General features: G+C 44.3%; 16 protein-coding genes. 2 read left to right on the forward strand and 14 right to left on the reverse strand.

Translation table 11 applies throughout. The annotated features are described in order from the left end of the window. Nucleotides 1–52: 52 nt before the first annotated feature. The 9 genes from rfbB to yghU all read right to left on the reverse strand — a co-directional run bounded on the left by rfbB (nt 53) and on the right by yghU (nt 8225). Nucleotides 53–1099 carry a dTDP-glucose 4,6-dehydratase gene (gene rfbB, locus M1G14_RS05010; RefSeq protein WP_023918493.1) on the reverse strand — a complete coding sequence of 349 codons (1047 nt, stop codon included), beginning with the start codon at nt 1097–1099 and terminating at the stop codon, nt 53–55. 202 nt (nt 1100–1301) lie between these two features. Further along, nucleotides 1302–1895 carry a dTDP-4-dehydrorhamnose 3,5-epimerase family protein gene (locus M1G14_RS05015; RefSeq protein ID WP_049475294.1) on the reverse strand — a complete coding sequence of 198 codons (594 nt, stop codon included), beginning with the start codon at nt 1893–1895 and terminating at the stop codon, nt 1302–1304. Next, nucleotides 1895–2764 carry a glucose-1-phosphate thymidylyltransferase RfbA gene (rfbA, locus tag M1G14_RS05020; RefSeq protein ID WP_003002772.1) on the reverse strand — a complete coding sequence of 290 codons (870 nt, stop codon included), beginning with the start codon at nt 2762–2764 and terminating at the stop codon, nt 1895–1897. Before rfbA ends, M1G14_RS05015 begins: the two co-directional genes overlap by 1 nt. A gap of 185 nt (nt 2765–2949) precedes the next feature. Then, nucleotides 2950–3384, reverse strand: a complete 435-nt coding sequence (locus M1G14_RS05025) for a hypothetical protein (RefSeq protein WP_024056125.1) — start codon at nt 3382–3384, stop codon at nt 2950–2952. Nucleotides 3385–3517: 133 nt separating this feature from the next. Next, nucleotides 3518–4342, reverse strand: coding sequence for a ZIP family metal transporter (locus tag M1G14_RS05030; RefSeq protein WP_049522580.1), 825 nt, complete (start codon nt 4340–4342; stop codon nt 3518–3520). Between the two features lie 252 nt (nt 4343–4594). Then, nucleotides 4595–5686, reverse strand: coding sequence for an NAD(P)/FAD-dependent oxidoreductase (locus M1G14_RS05035; protein ID WP_049472308.1), 1092 nt, complete (start codon nt 5684–5686; stop codon nt 4595–4597). Between the two features lie 6 nt (nt 5687–5692). Then, complete coding sequence (locus M1G14_RS05040) at nt 5693–6490, reverse strand: Nif3-like dinuclear metal center hexameric protein (protein ID WP_049522799.1); 798 nt, start codon at nt 6488–6490, stop codon at nt 5693–5695. Further along, nucleotides 6477–7166 carry a tRNA (adenine(22)-N(1))-methyltransferase gene (locus M1G14_RS05045; RefSeq protein ID WP_045759623.1) on the reverse strand — a complete coding sequence of 230 codons (690 nt, stop codon included), beginning with the start codon at nt 7164–7166 and terminating at the stop codon, nt 6477–6479. The genes M1G14_RS05040 and M1G14_RS05045 overlap by 14 nt, the downstream gene beginning before the upstream one ends. Nucleotides 7167–7436: 270 nt before the next feature. Further along, the gene (yghU, locus tag M1G14_RS05050; protein ID WP_049522800.1) at nt 7437–8225 is read right to left on the reverse strand and encodes a glutathione-dependent disulfide-bond oxidoreductase; all 789 of its coding nucleotides are present in this window, start codon (nt 8223–8225) and stop codon (nt 7437–7439) included. A gap of 136 nt (nt 8226–8361) precedes the next feature. On the opposite strand from yghU, the gene add reads away from it, so the two are divergent. After that, nucleotides 8362–9381 carry an adenosine deaminase gene (gene add, locus M1G14_RS05055; protein WP_049522801.1) on the forward strand — a complete coding sequence of 340 codons (1020 nt, stop codon included), beginning with the start codon at nt 8362–8364 and terminating at the stop codon, nt 9379–9381. 323 nt (nt 9382–9704) lie between these two features. Here the strand turns inward: add and M1G14_RS05060 are convergent, their stop codons facing one another. The 5 genes from M1G14_RS05060 to recJ form a co-directional block, all read right to left on the reverse strand. After that, nucleotides 9705–10388, reverse strand: a complete 684-nt coding sequence (locus tag M1G14_RS05060) for a DnaD domain-containing protein (RefSeq protein WP_049472318.1) — start codon at nt 10386–10388, stop codon at nt 9705–9707. A gap of 9 nt (nt 10389–10397) precedes the next feature. Then, nucleotides 10398–11342 (reverse strand): homoserine O-acetyltransferase MetA, encoded by a 945-nt coding sequence (gene metA, locus M1G14_RS05065; protein WP_024055870.1) that lies wholly within the window; start codon nt 11340–11342, stop codon nt 10398–10400. A 101-nt stretch (nt 11343–11443) separates the two neighbouring features. Beyond that, entirely contained in the window at nt 11444–11956 is a 513-nt protein-coding gene (locus M1G14_RS05070) for an adenine phosphoribosyltransferase (RefSeq protein WP_003007878.1), read from the reverse strand. A 159-nt stretch (nt 11957–12115) separates the two neighbouring features. Continuing rightward, nucleotides 12116–12709, reverse strand: coding sequence for a TipC family immunity protein (locus M1G14_RS05075; protein ID WP_049522802.1), 594 nt, complete (start codon nt 12707–12709; stop codon nt 12116–12118). Beyond that, nucleotides 12706–14931, reverse strand: a complete 2226-nt coding sequence (recJ, locus tag M1G14_RS05080) for a single-stranded-DNA-specific exonuclease RecJ (protein ID WP_049522803.1) — start codon at nt 14929–14931, stop codon at nt 12706–12708. Before recJ ends, M1G14_RS05075 begins: the two co-directional genes overlap by 4 nt. 194 nt (nt 14932–15125) lie before the next feature. On the opposite strand from recJ, the gene M1G14_RS05085 reads away from it, so the two are divergent. Continuing rightward, a partial coding sequence (locus M1G14_RS05085) for a Spy0128 family protein (RefSeq protein ID WP_247926368.1) occupies nt 15126–17797 on the forward strand: 2672 nt, incomplete at its 3' end.

The following is a 17797-nucleotide window of genomic DNA, read 5'->3' on the forward strand; positions in this document are numbered from 1 at the left end:
TTCAGAAAATAAAAGAAAAAGTCCAAGCGATTTTCTACTTGGACTTTCTTCCTTATTTCAAAACTTCTTGTGTCTTCGCATAGTTGGCTTCGACAGCTTCTTTTTCAGCTTTCCACCAGTCTTGGTGGTCTGTGTACCACTTGATGGTTTCTTCCAAACCTGCTTCGAAGTTGGTGAATTGTGGTTCCCAACCCAATTCTTCACGCAATTTGGTTGAATCAATAGCGTAACGCAAATCGTGACCAGCACGGTCTGTTACACGGTCGTAGGCATCTTTTGGTTGACCCATTTTTTCAAGGATCAATTCAAGCACTTCCTTGTTGTTCTTTTCACCATCGGCACCGATCAGGTAAGTTTCACCGATACGGCCTTTAGTGAGGATAGCCCAAACACCAGTTGAGTGGTCGTTGGTGTGGATCCAGTCACGGACGTTCTTGCCTTCACCATAAAGTTTTGGTTTGATACCAGACAAGATATTGGTGATTTGACGTGGGATGAACTTCTCGATGTGTTGGTATGGACCATAGTTGTTTGAACAGTTTGAAATCGTTGCTTTGACACCAAATGAACGTACCCAAGCTTTCACAATCAAGTCAGAAGCAGCCTTGGTTGATGAATAAGGTGATGATGGGTTGTATTTGGTTTCAGCAGTGAATTTTTCACCAGGACCTTCCCCATGTCCAGGAAGATCTTCGCGCAATGGAAGGTCTCCATACACTTCGTCTGTTGACACGTGGTGGAAACGAATGTCGTATTTACGAGCTGCTTCCAAGAGTGTATAAGTCCCAACAAAGTTTGTGTAGATAAATGGAGATGGATCTTTGAGGGAGTTATCATTGTGGCTTTCAGCCGCATAGTGAACGATGGCATCAGCCTTAGCAGCCAATTTATCAACTAATGCAGCATCCGCGATGTCTCCCACCACCAACTCGACACGATCTCCAAGGATTTCTTCGATATTGGCACGGTTACCAGCGTAAGTGAGTTTGTCAAGGACAGTCACATGCACGTCTGGATGGTTGTTGTAGACATAGTGTACGAAGTTTGAACCGATGAAACCAGCTCCACCGGTTACGATGATATGTTTATATTCTGACATTTTTTCTCCAAATAATTTTTAGTTTTGATTGTTCCTTTGGCTAGTAAGTGACGCCAGCAACCCTTCGGTTTCATGGCTAAATCCGAAGCCGAAGTCTCCGGATTTCCCTACAAGATTCCCTACGGCATTCTTGTTTCCACTAGGGCAGGAACGATCTTACAACGCTCCTTGCAGTCGCAATATTGCTACGCAAGGTTCGTTTTTACAAATCTTCTGCTTTTAGGGGTTTGACGTCTTTGAGCAGTGGGTGGTTCTTGTCTGCTTCTGAGACTTCTGCTTCTTCCAAGTTTTCCCATTGGATGTCTAGGCTTGGGTCTGCGTAGTTGACAAAAGCATATTTTGGTTTGAGTTCCAATGCCCAGTAATCATTGACTAAGTATGTATAGGCAACTTTGTCTGACAAAACTTGGAACCCATTGGCTACACCACGAGGGACGAAGATGCCTTTTGAAGCATCGATCACAGTTTGGTAGGTATTCCCAAAGGTCTCGCCTTCACGAAGGTCTACCCAAGTTCCAAGAACCTTGCCTTCATCTGCTACAGAGATATACTTGTCCCAAGGCTCTGCATGCAAGCCACGCAAAACATTCTTACGAGAGAATGAAATATTGTTTTGCAACTTACCTTCTGCAAAGAAGCTTTCAGGGAATCCAAGAGGAAGCATTTTCTCTTTTTGGAAGTTTTCTTTAAACCAACCACGGTTATCTCCGCGCACAGGAATATCAAACTCCATCAAGCCTGGGATGGCTTCAATTTTGCGGGCTGCTAATTCTTTATCAAAAAATAGTTCCGTCATTATGCTTCTCCAATCAAACGGAGCAAATATTGTCCGTATTCGTTTTTCTTCAGTGATTGCGCTAATTCATGGACTTGTTCTTTGGTGATATAACCCATGCGATAAGCAATTTCCTCAAGGTTAGCCACTTGGACATTTTGCAAGCGTTGAACAGTTTCGATATATTGAGATGCCTGCAAGAGACTTTCGTGAGTTCCAGTATCCAACCAGGCAAAACCACGGCCCATGAGCTCAACAGAGAGATCTCCACGCTCCAAATAAGCCTTGTTAACATCAGTGATTTCAAGCTCACCACGAGGGCTTGGTTTGATGTTTTTGGCAATTTCTACCACATCATTGTCATAGAAGTAAAGTCCGGTCACTGCAAAGTTGGATTTTGGATGTTCTGGTTTTTCTTCGATAGAGATGGCATTCATATCCGCGTCAAACTCTACCACACCAAAGCGTTCCGGATCTTTGACTTGGTAACCAAAGACAGTCGCTCCTTTTTCCTTCGCTTCTGCCCGTTGCAACATCTTGGTTAAGCCGTTTCCGTGGAAGATATTGTCCCCAAGGATGAGGGCAACATGATCGTCACCGATAAAGTCTTCTCCGATGATGAAGGCTTGCGCCAAGCCATCTGGACTTGGTTGCTCTGCGTAAGAGAGGGAAATACCAAGTTCAGAACCATCTCCAAGAAGCTCTTCAAAACGAGGAAGGTCTTGAGGTGTTGAGATGATCAGGATATCTTTGATCCCAGCCAACATAAGCGTTGACAGCGGATAGTAGATCATTGGTTTGTCATAAATGGGCATCAACTGCTTAGAAGCCGCACGTGTCAATGGATACAAGCGAGTTCCTGAGCCCCCTGCTAAAATAATACCTTTCATAATGTTAGGCCTTTCTACGTAGTCATTACCCTTATTTTATCATGTTTATATAAAAAAGTCACCTTGCATTTGTGTTACAAGGTGATGACAGGACGTTGATTCTATAGTCCCGTTAACGATCTTCATTATCGTGATTCAAATAGGACGCTCGGACTAGGACTCTTTAATATACTTTAATTCACTGATTACTGCTCCTTGACTGAGCCGTCTGAAAACCTTACCTTTACTCCCGATTTGGTCGTGCCTCTCCTAGAATCCATAAAGCTCTGAAATTCTTCATCTTCATTATGATAGACCCCTATCTTAATTTTTTTCGCATCTTTATCATAAGCTAGTACATGTTCCTTGGAACTCCCATCAGAAAATGTAAATTTTACATCTGCTCCCCATGCGTCCGAAGGAGTAGAGCTATAAGATGGGTTTTTAATCTCAATTTCTTCAATTCCCTCGTAAGAATGCTTCAAGGTCCTTACAAGGCTGACTTCATACTCTCTATTGCGTCTCTTCTCCTCTAATTTTTTGTTCATATAAAACATAGAAATCCCAACTACCAAAAGGAGAGCCAAGGCGATGACGCTCATTATCCTTTTGCTTTTCTTGTTAAACTTGATTTTTACCATAAGATAATTTTCCTCGCTGACTAAGGTCTACCTCTGAATTGAATCTGATGAATTGTTCTTCATCTTTTCATTCTCAAATACCATGATACCAATCATAAAGAGAGCTTGTCCTGATGCTCTCCTTTTCAGTTCCTTATCCCAAAGCGACGTCTAGAATCATCATAATGACAAAGCCAACCATGAGGCCTAAGGTCGCCACATCTGTGTTGCCATTGGTCTGGGAATCTGGGATCAACTCTTCAACCACTACGAAGATCATCGCACCTGCTACAAAAGAGAGGGCGTAAGGCAAGATGGCTGTCATGGATAAGACGGCAACTGCCCCTAGCAGGGCTCCGATGGGCTCGACGATGGCTGACATAGATCCCCAATAAAAGGCATTGAGACGGGATTTTCCATCCGTCCGGATTGGGATTGAAAGAGCAGCCCCTTCTGGGATATTTTGCAAGCCAATCCCAATGGCCAGGCCAACCGCCCCGATAAAGGCTTCTGGACTTGGATTGCTAGCCAGAGCTCCAAAGGCTACTCCGACTGCTAAGCCTTCTGGAAAATTATGAATGGTAATGGCGAGAAAAAGGAGGATTGTTTTAGACAACTTCTTCTCCCGCGGCGTATGGATACTCTCAGCCTCTTCAATCTCCTTCGTCATATGAAGGTGAGGGACGATGGCGTCAATCAAGCGAAGGAAAAAACCTCCAGCTAAAAAACCGATCGCCGCTGGCAACCAAGCCAGGCTCCCATAAGAGGTTTCCGCATACTCAATCGAGGGTTGTAAGAGCGACCAAAAAGAAGCCGCGATCATGACCCCTGCCGCAAAGCCCATCATGATGTCCAGTAATTTGCGACTAATATGCTTGAAGAAAAAGACGATGGCTGACCCGACAATGGTACAGCCCCATGTAAACAATCCTGCGAGAAAGGCCTGCAAGACCACGGATTGCGATTGAAACCAATTCATAACAACTCCCATTTTCTCGATGATTCACTTCTTCTATTCTACTATTTTTAGCCCAATTAAGGAAGATCTTTCGAAAAAAAGAGAGTGGGACAGAAATCGGTAATTCGTTAGAATTCGATTTCGTCGTCCCACCTCCGCACAGTTGAGTAGGGCTGTAAAAGCTGATGAAATCAGCGTAGTAGAGCCCACTCAACCACTGCGTCTTGCTCGACAATCCAAAAATAATTGAGAGGCTAGGACTTTTGTCCCAGCCTACTTCTTCACATATTGTTCAACTGGATAATCTGCTGGATCTAAGCGCAGGTTTCCTCCTACCACGAGTTGGGATAGGTGCCACCCAATGAGGGGACCAGTTGTGAGGCCAGACGAACCAAGTCCACTGGCGACATAGAGGCCTACTTGATCAGGAACAGCTCCCCAAAATGGTGAAAAGTCACTGGTGTAGGCACGGGTTCCCACGCGCTCCCCGATAACTTCGGCTTGAGCGAGTTCTGGATAGTAGGCCAAGGCTTCTGTTTCCATCTGATTCAGCAAAGCCTGATCCACCGTCAGGTCAAAGCCCATCTCATTCTCATGAGTGGCTCCCATACTGATCTTGCCCTTCTGAAAGGGAATGATATCCAGCTCTCCTTCCGGCATGACCACTGGATAATCAGCAATATCTCGGTCTAGCTGATAATCCCTCAACTGTCCTTTTTGAGGACGGACATCAACTTGGTAGCCAAGTGGCTCGAGCATTTGACCCAACCAGGCTCCTGTTGCCAGGATGACTTTGTCATAGCTTTCTCCTGCTATCTGAAAACCATCCTCTGTAATAGCCAAAGCAACCTCTTCCTTAATCAGTCTTGCGCCACTGGCTTCAAGGAGAGTTTCCGTTAGAAGGGCTCCCTCTACATGGGCCCCACCTGAGGCATAAAGGAGCTGTTCAAAGCCTTGTAGACCTGGGAATTGTTGGCACACTTCTTCTTTGTTTAAAATCGCTAAGTCTCCGATCAAGGGAGATTCTTCCCGACGACTCAGCGCCAACTGATAGAGTTCGTCTAATTTTTCTTCCTTTTTCTTGAGGAGATAGACGCCGGTCTGCTGGTAAAAATCTGTATTAATTCCGTCCTTGGCCAGGTCTTCTACCAATTCTTGGTAGAAATCAGCCCCCAGACGAGCCAGGCGATACCAAGCCTTATTACGCCGTTTGGAAAACCAAGGGCTAATAATGCCTGCCGCCGCCTTGGTTGCTTGGCCGACTCCATGGTCATAGACAGTCACATCCACTTGTGCTTCTTTGGATAAATAATAGGCTGCAGTGGATCCCACGATCCCTGCACCAATAATGGCAACTTTCATCATGACCCCTTAGATATGGTAAAAAGGATTGGTGCTGGCTTGACTGCCAATCACTTCAATCTCCCAGGCTTCCTCAGCCTTCCACTGATTGAGCTTTTCTACTAGTTTTGACACAAAGAGAACCTCGATATGGTGCCCGGGATCTAAGGCCAAGAGGCCATCGCTCAGCATGTCCTGAGCCGTGTGGTAGTAGATATCTCCTGTGATATAAACATCTGCTCCCTTGGCGAGAGCATCCTTGTAAAAGGACTGGCCACTTCCTCCACAGATTGCGACATGCTTGATAACCCGATCCAAATCCGCCTGATCATAACTGACTAGGCGCAAAGCATCTAAGCCAAAGGTTTCTTTAACCTTGCTAGTCAACTGTCCAAAGGTTTGAGTAGCTACCCGACCGATGCGACCAATTCCGAGCCCTTCTCCCGTCATACTGAGGGGTTCTGTATCTTCAATGTCCAAGAGCTGGCAGAACCAATCGTTGAGACCATCTGGAACAATGTCAATATTGGTATGGCTGACGTAGACTGCGATATCATGCTTGATCAAATTGATATAGATCTGATTTTGAGCCCGATCAGCTACCAAATCCTTGATGGGACGGAAAATCGGCGCGTGCTTGACGATGATCAAGTCCACCCCATGAGCGATAGCTTCCGCCACCGTCTGCTCGCGGATATCTAAGGCCACCATGACCTTATGGATGTCTTTTTGCAAAGTGCCGACCTGTAGCCCACGGACATCTCCGTCCATGGATAGTTCCTGAGGACAGTAGGCTTCATAGCGTTTGATGACTTCACTTGCTAACATGTAGAACCTCCTTGATTTGTGAGATGCGCTCTTCTAACGATGCTCTGGCCGATTGATTTTCAGCTGGGACCTGCTCCAAGGCAAAGGCTAATTTCTCTACTTCCTTGGACCACTTTTGGACAAAGGCTGGAGCTTGTTCCCGCATCAAATAGGGACCAAAACGCAGTTCCTTGGCTGTCAACTCTTGAGAACCCTGTTCCACCACGAGGATCTCATAGAACTTCTCATTTTCTTCCAAGATCGCTTCATCAACAATGTGGAAATCATGGTCGACTAACCAAGCCCGCAGTTCATCTTCACGATTATTGGGCTGTAGGACCAAGCGAGAGACATTGGCTAATTTCTCAAGACCTGCGGCTAGGATGTCTGCAATCAAGCGTCCTCCCATACCAGCAATGGTGATACAGGAAATGCCGTCTGCTGGTTCAAAGGCAGCCAAACCATTGGCCAGGCGGACCTCAATCTTGTCCTCTAAACCATTATCGGCGACATTTTGGAGGGCAGATTGATAAGGCCCCTCTACCACTTCACCAGCAATAGCAGCCTCAATCTTGCCTTCTTGTAAGAGGGCGATTGGCAGATAAGCATGGTCACTCCCCACGTCCAACAGACGAGCTCCAGCTGGGACGAAGCTAGCCACCAAGTCCAATCGATTTGATAATTTTGTAAATTCCATGTGCTACTTTCTATACTTTTATTCCACCCTTTAGTATACCATGTTTGCACCATTAAAAAAAGGCGCAACGGCGCCTTGTCTATTATGGAAAGGTATTACTTTAGACTTTCCTTAGGTGAGTCCGGACGTCAGCGAACTTCTTCAAAGTTCCATGACTAAGTTTTGAGTCTAATGTCTCAAAACTTCCGGGCACATGAAACTTATACGTTTCATGTGCTATACTCACGGCGGAAACTCTCGCTATCATCCTCAACAAGCCGATATTAGACTTTAGTCAATTTCCTTATAGTCTACTTCCAAGCCTCGTTGCACTGCTGGGCGATTGGCAATTTTCTCTGTCCAAGCTTGCAGATGCTTATATTCCTTCACATCTAAGAAAATTCCTGCACGGTCCCAGACCTTGTCTTGGGCTAGACGGCCATACCAAGACCAGATGGCGATATCTGCAATGGTATAGTCATCTCCTGCGATATAAGGTTTAGTGGCCAGTTCCTTGTCCAGTAGGTCCAATTGACGTTTGGCTTCCATGGCAAAGCGGTTGATGGCATACTCGATTTTCTCCGGCGCATAGTGGAAGAAATGACCAAAGCCTCCCCCTAGAAAAGGTGCTGCACCCGTCTGCCAGAAGAGCCAGTTGAGCACTTCTGTCCGTTTAGCCCGATCAGTCGGGATTAATTTGCCAAATTTCTCGGCTAGATACAGGAGGATATTAGCTGATTCAAAGACACGAATGTCTTGATCGCCTGATTGATCTAACATGGCCGGAATTTTCGAGTTAGGATTGATGGCTACAAAGTCATTACCAAACTGATCTCCCTCACCAATCTTGATCCGATAAGCGTCATAGCCTGCATCCACTCCCAACTCTTTGAGTTCCTCCAGCATAATGGTAGCCTTGATTCCATTGGGTGTTGGAAGGGTATAGAGTTGGAAAGGTTGATCCCCTTTTGGAAGGGTTTGTTCAAAGCGGGCACCTGCTGTGGGTTGGTTCAAGCCACCCCAAGCTCCTCCCATTTGGCTCGGTGCTTTCCATACTTCTGGTAATTGATAGTCTGACATCTTTTTTCTCCTTTATTTCGCTACTCCTAGCATATCAAATATCGGCCTCCCTTTCAAAGATCTGCTACGCGAAGGCTACTTGACTTTTTTTGCCAAAATGATAGTATAGAAAAAATACAATTTTAAGGAGAAAACCATGTCCACGATCGATTTTCATAGTTTGGCAAAGACAGAACTTCACTGTCACTTAGACGGTTCCTTATCGCTTCCAATCATTCGCCAGTTGGCAGCTATGGCCCATATTGACCTACCTGCTAGCGATGAGGAGCTCAAGCACCATGTCACTGCGCCTGCCCACTGTGAGAATCTTTTGGACTATTTGGAGGCATTTGACTACATTCGGCCCCTCCTTCAAACTAAGGAAGCCTTGACGCTTGCTGCTTACGATGTGGCCAAGCAAGCTGCTCTGGAAAATGTCGTCTACATCGAAGTCCGTTTTGCACCAGAATTGTCCATAGATCAAGGACTCACTGTTCCAGAAACTATCGATGCTGTCTGTGAAGGACTGCGCCAAGCCCAGGAGGAATTTGGCATTGTCGCGAAAGCCCTCGTCTGCGGCATGCGCCAGTCGGATCAAGAACTCACCTCTCGCATCCTGGCAGAAGCCAACCAAGTTAGTGATCAAGATTTTGTCGGTTTTGACTTTGCTGGAGATGAGCACAACTACTCTCCAGAAGATATTCGACCTCTAATCGAGCAAGTCAAAAGTTACCATCGGCCCATGACGCTTCACGCAGGTGAGTGTCATTGCCCACACTTTGTTGCCCAATCGATTGCATTTGGCATCAAACGCAATGGCCACGTGACGGCTCTATCTCATGAACCAGCCTTACTCCAATCCTTTATTGAAAATGGGGTTACTGGTGAACTCTGCTTGACCAGCAACTTACAGACAAAAGCAGCGCCGACTTTAGAGGATTTCCCTTATTTGAAAATGAAGGAAGCAGGTGCTCGAATCAGTATCAATACCGATAACCGGACTGTATCTGATACCGACCTCACCAAGGAATACGCCCTCTACCATCAGCATTTCCAAACCAAGGAAACTGACTTTTACCAGCACAATGTCGATGCCATCCAGGCTTCCTTTGCTAGTGAGGAGGAAAAACAAGAACTCCTTAGCAAACTAAAAAAAGCCTACGCGGACTATCTATAAACGGATTAGCTTACATTTGATTAAGCAATCGTTTTAGATTGAAGACAGTAACTTATTAGAAACTTTCCTTAGGTGAGTACGGACGTCTGCGAACTTCTCCGAAGTTCCAAGACTTAGTTTTGAACCTAAAGTTTCAAAACTCCCGGGTACTTGAAACAATAGTGTTTCAAGTACCATTCTCACAGCGGAAAGTTCCAATACATCCTAATATTGCTCTAAAATCCTCATATTTCTTCTATCTTCGCGAAATTATGCAGGTTATTTCATTCAAAAGAAGTTTGTCTACATTCAAAAACTAGCACTTTTATAAAGTGCTAGTTTTTTTAATCTTTCCACAAATCCATGGCCTTCAAGAAATCGTCTGAAACTGTCACATTGCGTGGGTTGGCTTGTTCGCGTTCTTGTAGTTTCGCCTCTACTTGGGCTAGACTGTTGATGCCTTCACTGCGCCAGTTGCGTAAAATGGCTTGGATATATTTCCAGTGAGGCTTGCCGTTAAAGACAGCTTCTCGTAATGCTGCCTTGATCACATCTGGATCTGTCTGATCCTCGCGCACAGTCTTGGTCAGGTCTTCAATCTCAAAAGGTGTCAAGAGTCGTCCCAGTTCTTGTTGGAAGGTTTCCACCAAATCCTTGATGACATTTCCCTTAGCGGGCGCGCTCTGTGCCTTCCCTTGTAATTGGGATTCTAAAATCTCATCCAAGCGCTCCAGGGCAATGGTCGCATCAAAGATGGCTTCAATCTCGCCATTGAGCTCAATGGTCCGGTACTGAAGGAGTCCCTTGGTGGTCAGATTGGACATAATCCGATTGACCTCTGTCACCGTTTTTCCTAGATGACTAGCAATCTGATTGGGAGTTAAGGCCTCTTGGCCAGTCGTATTTTGAAGGAAGAAAAACTGCCAAACCAAGTAATCATCTGCTTGGTCAAACAATTCATGATAATGAAAAAGCAAGGCACTTGGAAGAACCAAGTTGCCATACTTAAATGCTTGTGAATATGTCATAATTCCCCTTTATAGGTAACCATAAAATGAAATATCTTTTTCCAATTCTTCCAAGCGGTAAGGTGTTTCTTGATAAACCGCATAGTTGATCCAATTACTAAAGAAAGTCGTCGCAGCTAGATTCCAACGAATGCGAGGCTCTGTATTAGCGTCATCCCCATCAAAGTAATTCTTGGGAACATCTGGATCCAAGCCCGCCTTGACATCTCGGTGGTATTCTTTTGCCAGCGTATCGCGATCATATTCCAGATGGCCAAAGCTATAGACCTCACGCATGTCTGGACTAGCAATGATGGAAAGCCCAACTTCATTTCCCTGAGCGATCACTTGAAGATTGCTCTTTTCAAGGACTTCCTTCAAAGGAATATCTGTATAGCGAGAATGAGGGGCAAGGAAGCGATCGTCAAATCCTCTCATGAGCAGACTATCGGGACGCACCACTGCTTGGTCATAGATGCCCGATAGCTTGTCACAGAGCTCTACTTTTTGAATTCCGTAACGGTGGTACAGTCCAGCCTGGGCTCCCCAACAGAGGTGCAGGGTAGAAAAAACATGACGCTTGGCCCATTCAAAGACCTGGGTCAACTCTTCCCAGTAGTCCACTTCCTCAAAGTCCATCTTTTCGACAGGCGCCCCCGTCACAATCAAGCCGTCATAGTAATTATCCTTGATATCCTCAAAAGTCTTGTAAAAACTCTCCATATGCTCGGCCGCTGTATTTTTAGACTTATGGCTCGCCATATAGAGGAAATCTACATTGATCTGCAAGGGCGTATTGGCCAGGAGGCGTAGCAGTTGAGTCTCAGTTGCTTCCTTAGTCGGCATGAGATTCAAAATCAGAACATTTATAGGACGAATATCCTGGTGAGTTGCTCGAACATCATCCATGACAAAAATATTTTCTGAACGAAGGATATCGACTGCTGGTAATTTTTTATCTAGAGTAATTGGCATAAAAAGCTCCCATCTTACAAGTTCTTAACTAACATTATATGATAGGAGCTTATAGTTTTCAATTATGGTTTTTCTGTAGCCAGTTATAGTATTAGACTATATTAGTAATGCATCAAGACTTTGTAGTCGTAATCGCCGATCGCTTCGCGACCTTTCAATTCATCCAACTCGATCAAGAAGGCACACCCTGCAACGACGCCACCGAGTTTTTCGATCATTTCGATGGTTGCTTTAACGGTACCACCCGTAGCCAAAAGGTCATCAACGATGAGGACGCGTTGGCCTGGTTTGATGGCATCTGCGTGCATACAGAGGGTATCAACGCCGTATTCTTTTTCGTAGTCAGCAGAGATGACTTCACGTGGCAATTTACCAGGCTTACGGACAGGCGCAAATCCAATTCCCAACTCAAAAGCGACCGGACATCCAACGATGAAACCACGCGCTTCAGGACCAACGATCATATCGATTTTCTTATCTGTCGCGTATTGAACGATTTCACGAATCGCATAACTATAAGCATTGCCATCTGCCATCAAAGGGCTGATATCACGGAAGGTAATTCCTTCTTGTGGATAGTTTTCAATGCTTGCAATGTAATCTTTTAAATTCATGGTTAACTTTCTTTCATAAAAATTTTTTTACATTCCATTATATCATGAATTCTACTAACTTGCATCATTTTTTGCCAAATCATTTTCCCAAGCTCCCGCGTCAAAAGCAAAAATCCCACATCCGAAAAATGATGTGGGATTGAATTCCAAAAAAACTTACTATTCTTCTATGAATTTATTGTACTCGATTTTCATATCTCCCAAGTTTTTCAGGGAATATCGGGAGCTTCCATTTTTGAACCAGGTACCAAGGATGTATTGTTCAGCGACTTTCTTACTTTGGTCTCGAAGCCAAGCACGGTCTTTGCCATAGGTAGCAAGTTTCTCAAGGAGTTGCTGGCCCTCGTAGGTAGTATCTTCTTTAGAAAGGTAGACCTCCTTCTGAAAAAACAGCTTTTTTGACGAGTCGTATTTAAATATAAATCCGAGTGTCACACCTTTTTCCAATTTAAAATCATACATATAGGTCCAGTTGGGAGTTCCTCTAAACATCATCACGGACAAGTCTTCGTTTCCATCAACAATTCCTTTTGAATAATGGTAGGTTTGAAATCCCTCATCTTCTTTCCAGATACCATCATTTCCTATCGTTTCTGTAAAGGGCTTAAACATCACATAGCGCATCAAGCCACCATTTTCAGAGTAGACAATCTCATCCATGGGATTTTTTAAACTCAGGTAGATTCCTAGCCAATAAAGAGCTAAAAGCAGGAAGGGGCTGAGCCAGAGAAACTGTTTTAGGTGTTTTTTCATAAGGTCTGTCCTGTCAGATAGTCATAGATTTCACGAACCGTCCCAAGGGCCATCAACTCCTGCTCTTTCACCGTTTGTTTGAGTTTTTGGTAGATGGTGCTTTCAGCGATTTCCCGTTTTTCTGCTTCTTTATTGACCTTCATGACCCCATTTTCAATGGTCACAAAGCCCAGCTCTTGGAAGATCTGGATCATTTTGACCAAGAGGATCTGCTGGATCTTGAGATAGGCTGCTAGGTCTTTCAGTTTGTAGCGGACATCAAACTCTGGGTACTGGTAGATGGTCTTATAGAGCTTGGCATACTGGTCCCTGCTACCGTAGCCTGTTAGATAGTAGGCTTTGGCGATCTCATTTTTGAAATAGACGGCTTGCAAATCATGCTCTTGGAAGATTTGCCGTAGTTGCTCTATATCCTCTGGGATATTTCCAACCACCACAGCGGATGCCCCAGATAGATCTGGCAATTCTTTAGTAAAATCCAGAACGGGAACACCTGCGGGGAGGCTGACATTTTTAGAGCGGATATTAAAGAGCTGCACGCCGTCCACACGCGCATCAACCAACATGAGCTGAAGGGTTGTTTGGCCATTCCATTGGTTGACCGACAACTGCACGGCTAGCTCTAGGTCTTGCGCTTGCGCAAACTCTGCCTCTAAACTTCCCAAGCCAAAGGCAACCACCTCAAAGGTCGCATCTTCTTGAGAGATCTTGAGTTTCAAGTGGGTATTGCCAGCTCCCATCGAGCGTGCCCCTTCTACCTTGAAATTACGGACCAGAAAGACTGGTTTTTTATTGTCCATGCCAAAAGGGCTCAAGCGATCAAAGTTTTTCAAGGTCTCAAGCGTTAGTTCTGTTAGATGTAGTTCCTCATCGATGGCTAAGGTGGACTTGCTACTGAGATCAATCTCTTGCTCTCGAATATAATCCGTAAGGGCCTGAGACAAGGAAGGGAGTTGGTCCACATCTAAGGTCATCCCTGCTGCACCGGCATGCCCGCCAAAGGCGACAAAGAGCGACCGGTGGGGAGCGAGGGCATCAAAGATATTGACCGACTCAGGACTCCGAGCGCTTCCTTTAGCACGCCCATCTTCGATGCTTAAAACAACTACTGGCTGATGAAGCTCTTCTAATAGACGGCCAGCTACAATACCAAGGACCCCTGGATTCCAGCCTTCCTTGGCCAAGACTTGGGCGGACAAGCTCGGATCGACCATAGTTTTAGCTTCGTCATAGATGCTTTGGACAATTTCTTTACGTTCTTCATTCTTTTGATGAATCATGAGGGCAATCTCGTGCGCCTCTTCATCGTCAAATCCTGTCAGGAGTTCAATGGCCGGATTGGGATCATCGAGGCGTCCAAGGGCATTGAGACGAGGAGCAATCTGAAAACCAACTGTTTCTTCATTGATATCCTCCGGACGAATCCCTGCGATCTCCAAGAGTTCCTGCAAGCCCATGCGCTGGGTATGTTGGAGAACACCCAGGCCGTATTTGACCAGAATCCGATTCTCATCTGTCAGGCTGACCATGTCAGCAATGGTCCCAATTGCTACCAGGTCTAAGAGATCGACTGGTACTTCCTCTAGGAGGGCACAGGCCAACTTAAAGGCCACACCACATCCTGCTAGATAATGGAAGGGATAATCCGCATCTGGATGCTCCGGATGGATGATCGCATAAGCATCCGGCAAGTCCTCTGGCATCGAGTGGTGGTCCGTCACGATAACATCAACCCCCATTGCTTGAGCCATGGCAATGGCTTGATTGCCCGCCACACCATTGTCCACCGTGACAATCAGGGAAATGCCTTGCTGCTCGATAAAGTATTTGTAGACACTCTCATTGGGACCATAGCCGTCTGTGAAGCGGTTGGGTAGGTAGACTTGCACCTCTGCTCCCATCTGCTCCAAAGTTTCCTTCATAATAGAGGCCGAAGTCATCCCGTCCGCATCATAGTCACCATAAATCAAGATTTGCTCATAATCTTCGATGGCCCGTCGGATGCGCCCCACTGCCTTGTCCATATCATGGAGCAAATAAGGGTCGTGTAGCTTCTCCAGCTTGGGTTCTAAAAAGTCTTCTAAATCCTCTTTGGTCTGAATACCACGCTCATACAGCAAGGTTGCTACAGATGCTTCTAGGCCTGCTTTTTTGGCAAGGGCTAAAAAGGCCTCATCTGCACTTGGCGAAGCTAACTGCCAATCGTATTTTGAAGTGATCATCTAGCTTTTGGTCTCCTCTTTTTCCTATCTGAATATTATAACATGAAAGGCTAAAATGGCGGGAAATAAACGATTTTTTTGGTATAAAATCATTATGACAAAACAGTATAATAAAATAGTGTTTTTTCTTTGACTTTATTACTATATATTAGTACAATGGACTTGTTTGGTAATACTAAAAATTAGGAGGAATTATGAAAAAACCAATTTTAGTTGTTTTTTCATTGCTAGCTGCTGTGCTTTTACTGTTTGTAGCAGGAAGTAAAGTAACACAAGCAAAAGAATTAACAACCCAAGTAAAGATAACCCAAGCAAAATTGGACGGAGATCAAATCTCTTACCACTGGGAAATCGAAACTGGCGTAGAAATAGGTGATACCTTTAAAATTTCTATGCCAGAAGACGTCAAATTCGCTTCTTCTGCCTTCAATTCAATGAAGAACGAAAAGGGAGAAGAGATCGCAACTGGTAAAGTCTCAGACGACGGAAAGACCCTAACCATCACCTTTGTTAAAGGTGGAAATAAAGGGGCTGAAGGAAATGTCTCCTTCTATTACAAATGGGATAAAGACAATACGACCGGAAAAGATCAAGAACGAACGATTAAAATCGGTACCGAATCTGTTATCGTTAAACGTTCTGGACAAGGCCCAGTTCCATTATTGCTCCCAATTAAAAAGTACAATTCTGGTGCTACTGATAATACTAATTTACAACATGCACAGAAGATCTGGGGACCAACAGGAATTCCTGACTGGAGAGATACTTTAACAGTAACGGATGAACAAGCAGATGGTTTTTTAACTTGGCATATCTCAGTAAATAATGCTGTCGATAAACAAGCACCTGCATCAAGCATCGTCTTTACTGACCAAATGCCTAACCTTCCAGCACTTGATTTTAGTCGTATTAAATCTACTAAAGGACAAGATATTGCTCAATACTTCAAGGGAGGAACTTACCTTCCTGCTTCATTTGACTTGAAGGTAAATGGAAAAACTTTTGTTGCCAATGGAGTCCCAATGGCTGGCCTTGGGTTAGAACCATATATTGAGTGGACTGAACACGGATTTAAACTTGATCTAACTAAGATTAGTGACCAATTTAAAAATGCATCAACAGATGAAATTACTCTTTCTTACCAAACACTGTTGCAACATGCTGATCAAATTAAGAGTGTTACTAATGTAGCTAGCCTTAAAAGTGATCAACACCAAGAAAGTGTTTCAAAAGAAAACACTTGGGTGAATAAAGCCGCCTCAGCCGATGCTAAAGTTTTCAATAGCGAACCAACTATTAGCCCGGTTTCAGCAAATCTTGTTGTTAAAAAAGCTTTCGAAGTAGTTGGTGATCAGGAACATAAACAAGTTCCAATTACAGAAGGTCAATTCGAATTTGTCTTGAAAGACGAAAACAACAAAGTAGTCGAAACTGCTAAAAATAAAGCAGATGGCACTGTTAACTTCAAGTCTCTAACCTTCAATAAAGAAGGTAGCTATACATACACGATCACTGAAAACAAAGGTACGGATGCTAGTGTCAACTATAGTACACAAAGTATCACGGCTACTGTCGATGTGAAGAAAACTGACGACAAACTGGTCGCTACTGTCACTTACTCAGGTGGAGATGGTGAACAAAAAAATACGATCACCAATACTCAAAACAAACCAAAAGTTTCAAATGCTAAGGTGACCTTAAACCTTAAAAAAGCATTTGAAGGTGGGGAACTCAAGGGCGATGACTTTGAATTTGTTGCAAAAGATGCAAACGATCAAGTTGTTGCTACAGCTAAGAACCAAAAAAATGGTTCGATTACTTTTGATAACATCACTGTAGATAAAGCAGGGACATTCAAATATACGATCACTGAAACAAAAGGTACGGACAAAACCATTACCTACAGTGATAAAACCATCACAGCTACGGTTGTAGTGGTTGAAAAAGACAATGCCTTGGTTGTAGAACAAGCCACCTACTCTGATGGTCAAACTGGCACAGATACGTTCACCAACAAAAAAGAAGCTCCTAAAACAGAAAGTGTAACAGCTACACTTCAAGTGAACAAGCTCCTTAAAGAAGGTGAAACATCCTTACCGTTGACAGACGATCAATTTGAATTTGTCTTGAAAGAAGGAAACAATACCCTTGAAACTGCCAAGAACAAGGCAAATGGTACTGTAACCTTTAAGGACCTTTCTTATAGTGAAGAAGGAACACATACTTATACCATTACCGAAAATAAAGGTACGGATGCTTCTATCAACTATAGCACACAAAGCATCACGGCTACTGTCGATGTGAAGAAAGCAAACGACAAACTCGTCGCTACTGTGACTTACTCAGGTGGGGATGCTGAAAAAGGAGATACGTTTACAAATACGAAAACACCTCCAACTCCTGTTCCTCCAACAGTGAAACCAACGACAGCTCAATTCAAGGCTAAAAAAGTATTGGCGATCAACGGTTCGAGCGATCGTACATTGAAAGCAAATGAGTTTACTTTCCTTCTCAAGGATCAAAATGGTACGCTCGTTGATACCAAGACAAATGGTGAGAATGGTGATATTCTCTTCAATCCAGTAACCTTTAATGAAGCTGGTACTTTCACCTACACAATCGTTGAACAAAAACCAGCTACACCGGAATCAGCGATTACTTATGATGAATCTGTTCATACTGTAACAGTGACTGTCACAAAGGATGAAACTGGACAATTGAATGCGGATGTGCAATACGACGGTAAGAAGGATACTCCTACTTTTACCAACACTTATACACCTCCAGCGCCTGTTCCTCCAACAGTGAAACCAACGACAGCTCAATTCAAGGCTAAAAAAGTATTGGCGATCAACGGTTCGAGCGA

The sequence above is a fragment of the Streptococcus parasanguinis genome (assembly GCF_023109675.1).
Classification (GTDB): Bacteria; Bacillota; Bacilli; order Lactobacillales; family Streptococcaceae; genus Streptococcus; species Streptococcus parasanguinis_I.